At 42.7% G+C, this 5,390-nt stretch carries 1 protein-coding gene, 1 tRNA gene and 4 pseudogenes; 1 reads left to right on the top strand and 5 read right to left on the bottom strand.

Features of this window, described 5'->3' with window-relative positions:
- A pseudogene (locus tag BG74_RS08785) lies at positions 1–223 on the bottom strand (hypothetical protein); the annotation flags it as partial.
- A 673-nt stretch (positions 224–896) separates the two neighbouring features.
- On the opposite strand from BG74_RS08785, the pseudogene BG74_RS08780 reads away from it, so the two are divergent.
- Positions 897–1,194, top strand: a pseudogene (locus BG74_RS08780) (PhoH family protein); the annotation flags it as partial.
- Between the two features lie 90 nt (positions 1,195–1,284).
- Here BG74_RS08780 and BG74_RS08775 read toward each other — a convergent pair.
- The 4 genes and pseudogenes from BG74_RS08775 to BG74_RS20990 all read right to left on the bottom strand — a co-directional run.
- Positions 1,285–1,374: transfer RNA gene (locus BG74_RS08775), tRNA-Ser, on the bottom strand.
- 269 nt (positions 1,375–1,643) lie between these two features.
- Entirely contained in the window at positions 1,644–1,916 is a 273-nt protein-coding gene (locus BG74_RS08770) for an ATP-grasp fold amidoligase family protein (RefSeq protein ID WP_187202833.1), read from the bottom strand.
- Between the two features lie 1,584 nt (positions 1,917–3,500).
- Positions 3,501–4,064 (bottom strand): annotated as a pseudogene (grxB, locus tag BG74_RS20995) (glutaredoxin 2); the annotation flags it as partial.
- Positions 4,065–4,606: 542 nt separating this feature from the next.
- Positions 4,607–5,091 (bottom strand): annotated as a pseudogene (locus BG74_RS20990) (multidrug efflux MFS transporter MdtH); the annotation flags it as partial.
- Positions 5,092–5,390: the final 299 nt, after the last annotated feature.

Raw genomic sequence — 5,390 nt, 5'->3', positions numbered from 1 at the left:
ACGGCTGACGTCGCTCTCCGACGTCTCTTGGCGTATTGTCCATTTCCGCTTGCGCAGCCGGAGGTGGCAGAGCAAAGGTTGCACCTTGTTCCAACGCATCTAGGTAATGGAAAATGGCTTGCTTAATCAGCCAGTGTGGCGTGCGATCAAGCTGGCGCGCCGCCTGTTTGATACGTTCACGCACCGCATAGTCCAATTTCACTCCCATTGTGGTTGTACCCATTTTCTTCCCATTCTGCCTGTCAAATATGCCTATACTATCGCTAATGTTGCAACTTAGTGCAAGTGTAACCCTGTAAACGAAGGATCACGCGATGGTTAACCGCCGTTTTGCGTTTGTAATTACGCCTTGCTTGGGTGAACGGCAGCCGGACAGTAGTGGGGTATTGGGCCTTAAATCGGTATTGACGTAAATTCAAACGAGGTTACAGTCAATAATAGTGCGCGGTTAACGGCAACTTAAATAAAAAAGTTGCATTGGGAAGGTAATCTGTAGCAGTATCATTATACTGAACGCAGCAAGCGGCATTCTTACCGTGTCGTTGTTACTGTTATGATAGCGATCGCTAATTACATTGTTCTACTACGGGCTGAATACTGAATACCGTTCCTTATATCAAGCATCCCCGATGTATCGTGGATGCTTGATTCGAGACTATTTTTCCATTTTATTTCTATTTCTTCATCTCGTTGGGATACCGGATTCGTATCCTTATCTGTGTGTTATAATCATATGACCTAGTCCATGTGGAGAGTAAACAAACTGTAAGGTGCCACTATGGGAAAAAAGCAGTGATCAAAGCTCGTTGTGACGCAAAACGCGTCATTTGTCGAGAATCACGCAACTACAAAATATGTGAAAAAAGGGCTCGGTCACTTCTCTCGTTCATAATTATCTGCGTCTGGAAATTGGCAAGGTGGAAATCGCGGCCTTTGCCTATGAGAATATTTGAAAATGCGGTGGTTATTTTAGACGAAGCGCATAATCTGATAGTTAATCAGATGAAGAGGTTTTTGACCCCATTAGGGGAGAATGTCACGGTCATAGTTAACTGCGATATAACGCAGTGCAATTTGCCGCGCAAGTTAAAATCCGAGCTGGCGGACGCTCCTGGAAGGAGCGGTTCCAGGATGATGATATGATCGGCTATCATTAGTTTCAGCCAGCAGGACTGCGTGCGGTCAAAGCTATGCTATGTCATCGTACCCCGAGCGCATACGACTAAAGGTAGTTTTAGGCGCAAGAAACCCCGGGCTTCCACCCGGGCCTTCTTTTCGGGATTCTGGCGGTGAGGGAGGGATTCGAACCCTCGATACACTTTCGTGTATACACACTTTCCAGGCGTACTCCTTAAGCCACTCGGACACCTCACCACGCACTAACCGCTGGGTCAGCGGGACGTCACTATAGGGATTCGCTTCTTTACAGTCAAGTATAATTTTTGCAAAAAAATACTGATTGCTCACGGCGTGAGCGTTTATTTGATAAGTTATTAGTGGCTACATTGGTGGCTATTAAGACGCCTGTGATGGCTGCAAGATTCCGTTAACGAATTGCCAGGTATTATGCCGTAAGGATGGCGGCGTAACTTAGCAAAAAAGGGGAAAGGAAATAATTTTTCCGTGGCAGGACGGAGAAAGAGTCAACATTGAATCGCTTTGACTATCTGCTTGGCAAGAGAGGTCATTATGGATGTGCGCTGCCAATTTTCGTCGAAAATGTCCCGGAGACTCGCGCCAAAATGATCGTAATCAACCTGGATGAAGATATTCATCTCGTCTTGACGGTTAAAACAATGGAGTTTAATATCCTTTGGCACATGCCCGTTAACCAGCAGTAAATCCTCTACCAACAGGCAAGTTTTAATTTTTTTATAGTGCTTCCAGCGTGAAATTTTATATAAACTGCTTTTCATCCAAAATTGGGTATTTGTGCTAAGTTCTTGCAAAGGTGATCACCGATTTATCATAAACCATCTTATTGAAGCTTGAACAGTGGTTAGCCTTTATAAAAAAGGATGATGGTAGGAAGGAAAAAATGTCTTCCATAAACTCATCACGGCAGCAGTATTTCTTGATTAAATACTCTTCTCCAATGGCAGAGGCCATATACTTTCTAACTTTTTATTTATCCACTAATTCTGTGTAAATCGTTTTCGGCCATAATTTCCTAAGGATAATCTTTTCTCTAAACGTAGTAGAGTATATTAATTTTGGCCATTTTTTGAACACTCTTGAATATTTAATATAATGATAAAAAATGACTTTTATGAAGAAGTCATTGAGCATAAAAAATAGCGATGTTAAGCACGGTAATAATCGGCATCATAGAAAAAAGAAAACCAGCATTCATGATGATCACTCGATAAGACACGGTACCCATCACGCTAAAGCAATTTTTGACCGCGCCTATCGGAAAAATTCCGTCGGCGGCGTGGTATACCTTCCTGTAAATTAAGTAGACAATTGGTCTACTCATCAGGATAACCAGTGCGATAACGGGTACAATGGTACTGATAGCGATGACGTAAAATAAATGGATTCATCGTCTTTTAGGTTACTTTTTCCTTGATAATAGTCGACATCACCAATGTCACCAACGCTGAATAAATAACTTCCCAGCCCTGAGTTATTGACTAGGCCGTACTGTAGTGGCCGACAGCATAACTGCCAGAATAATTCGCTAGCATAGTCTTATCGATACGTGTACATATGACGATCGATAAGCTGAATATAGCCAAAGGGAAACTACTTATAAAATATATAGATGGTAATTTTTAATATACTTGTGGCTCAAATTCGATTTCACACTCTGATTGAGCTTTTTTTCGAATAACTAAACAATATTCGACGAATAATGAACAGCAAAAAAATGCGAGCCACTACATAGGCAACAGAGAACCATACTAAACTAAGTTTATGGTAAATAAAAGTCATTTTTAATGATAGTAAAGAGTAATAAATCACAGTTATTAATAATTTAAATTTATCTTTAATCTTATCAAAGCATCAAAAAAGAACTTGTAAATATCATGAATGCTAAAAACGTGCTCAGCAGCAATAGGACTACAATGACGACCTCGTTGTTTTTTTAGGTTTATCGATGCTCATATCATGAGATTGGTGCTGAAAAATAAATGTCTGAAATTTGAATTTCACTGAAGACGACATGAGCCGCATGCTTGAATATTTTTTATAGCAATACGATTAAAAATAATGTTTTTGCTGCCTAGATGAAAGAAAGGCATAATCAATATGACGGACAATAGAAAGAAAGTAACTAATAGTAACAAAATTAGCTGGTCACAAATAGTGTGTGAAAAATATGGCGGAGATGATCCCTCCCCCGGCAAAACACAATTTTTAATGCATCGGGGCGGGCAGGAGACACGGCGCTGTATTGGGCATACCCTTCGCGGGTTATTGCGTTATCCTGGACAGGAAATTACCCTACTTCATTTGGCGATATTATCGCGATAATCGGCGGCGCTGGTGGGCTAGTCGATGCTAGCGACGATGGTTAACAGGCGCAGCTAGGGAAACAGGTGAATATTGTCTTTAAATAGTTCACCATTGCAGGCATTGGGCTGTTTAATCAATGGATCCAGATCGAACAGCCGCTGGCTGATTTTTTCACAAAGCTCGGTATGTGATCCAACAATTGCTTGAAATCCCCAGTTTAGGCTGTTGTTTATTAAAAAAATATTTGCTGGTTTGCCTAGGTGGCGAATTCTTCCAGGCTTGCGCATACAAAGCGCGGCAGCAGCAAACGTTGTGTGATATCTCACATATCCTTTAGTTATTTGCCGATGGAGGACTGTGTCGGGCCGGTAAAAAGCGAGTATCTTCAAGGTTGTCGATATAATCGACGATGTCTATGCTTTCCAGCATATAGCTGCCGTCATTTTTTTGCAAGATCGGCACCATTTTTTGACCCACCATAGAGATGGGGTTATTTCATCGTCATTCGCCAGCACCTGCAGCACGATGGGAATATTTTTGAGGCGCAAAAATCATGTGGGTTTTTACGCAAAGGGGCAGTGTTTATAGATGTATAATTTCATGATATAGGTATCCCCGGTGAGGTATCTGCGCCTACTGCGCCAAATAAAGTACATAGGGAACAAAGTATGGGTAACCTTACGCCCGGGATCAACCGCAGTGCTGACAAAGACAGAAAGCCGCTACCCTGGCGTTCACGCCATCAGGCGTCTGCGCCCCGAGCGTTAAGTATCGCCAAAGAGGGTGCTGCTGAAATTGGCGGCACAACCCTAGCAAGGTAATAAAACCTATCAGTCCTAAACAGCCACCAGCTGCCGCCGATATAACCGATGGTACTGCCCATTGCTAGGCCTACCAGGTGGCTATATCCCATATAGCTGCCGCAGGCGTGGTTGTCCGCTAGCGACGTGCCAAACGTTTCCCTTGCGGGTTCGGCAATGATATATCTGATGTAATATCAGTCTATTAACATGAACAGCGCGTGCAAATCCTGGATCAGACCGATAAAGAACAAACTCAGCAGCATAATGGTCAGCCCCGTTATTACTTGTACCGCAAACATGTAATAACCGATTAGGGTTAAAACGTAAGTAACGAAACGTTAATTGCGCAGTGCTGGCGCATACCTTTCCAGTATCGGCGCGCGTATGGTGGAGATACGATACCCCGGCAGTAGCCAAGAGTTGAATATGGTAGCGAACATAAACAGTATCGCGACAGCTGGACATACCAATTTAAAACTATAGCGCAACAGCCAACTGCCGAGCAGTGCGCAGATAAAAGCAGCCAGGGTTTCATTGGCGATGCCTATTAATACGAACTCTAGGGCGCGCATCAGCATACCGGAGATGATCATCGGCTTCGTCCCTAGTCTGTCGGCGAAACTGCCGCCAAAAATACTCAGCCCCTGCTGTATGAATTTGCTGCAGGCCTAGGGCGATACCCACCAGAAATGCGGCCCAGCCAAGTTGATAGACAAACCGTATATAGGAATGAGCGGGAAGATGACATAGATGTCCATCATCACCAGTATAATCCATTAACAGAAAATATTTACCCAAGCTTCCTAACTTGCGAGACCGATGACATACTCCATCTTAAGTTACAATTAAAGACTAAAAGGACAACCTATTCTGAACGGAATATTTGATTAGTTATAGTATTTATAATATATAATTTATAAACAATATTATATTTATTTTTTATAAATAGCACCGCATGTAGGTCAGCATAGCCTGGTCAGCGTAAGCAGCATGAGGCTTAGGTGAAACAGACGAGAGGATATTTTTATAGTTTCTTTGACAACTGCGTCGGTTCAAGTAGGAAAAATGGGAAGGTGGAGGGAAAGATGTTTGGCTATCGCTCAGTATTGTCAAAGGTGCGGCTGG

The organism is Sodalis-like endosymbiont of Proechinophthirus fluctus (assembly GCF_001602625.1).
Lineage (GTDB): Bacteria > Pseudomonadota > Gammaproteobacteria > Enterobacterales > Enterobacteriaceae.
This window is presented reverse-complemented; position numbering and strand designations above follow the sequence as displayed.

Bases quoted from the DNA above. Each gene is read 5' to 3' on its own strand.
- BG74_RS08770 (WP_187202833.1), bottom strand. From the start codon at position 1,916: ATGAAAAGCAGTTTATATAAAATTTCACGCTGGAAGCACTATAAAAAA.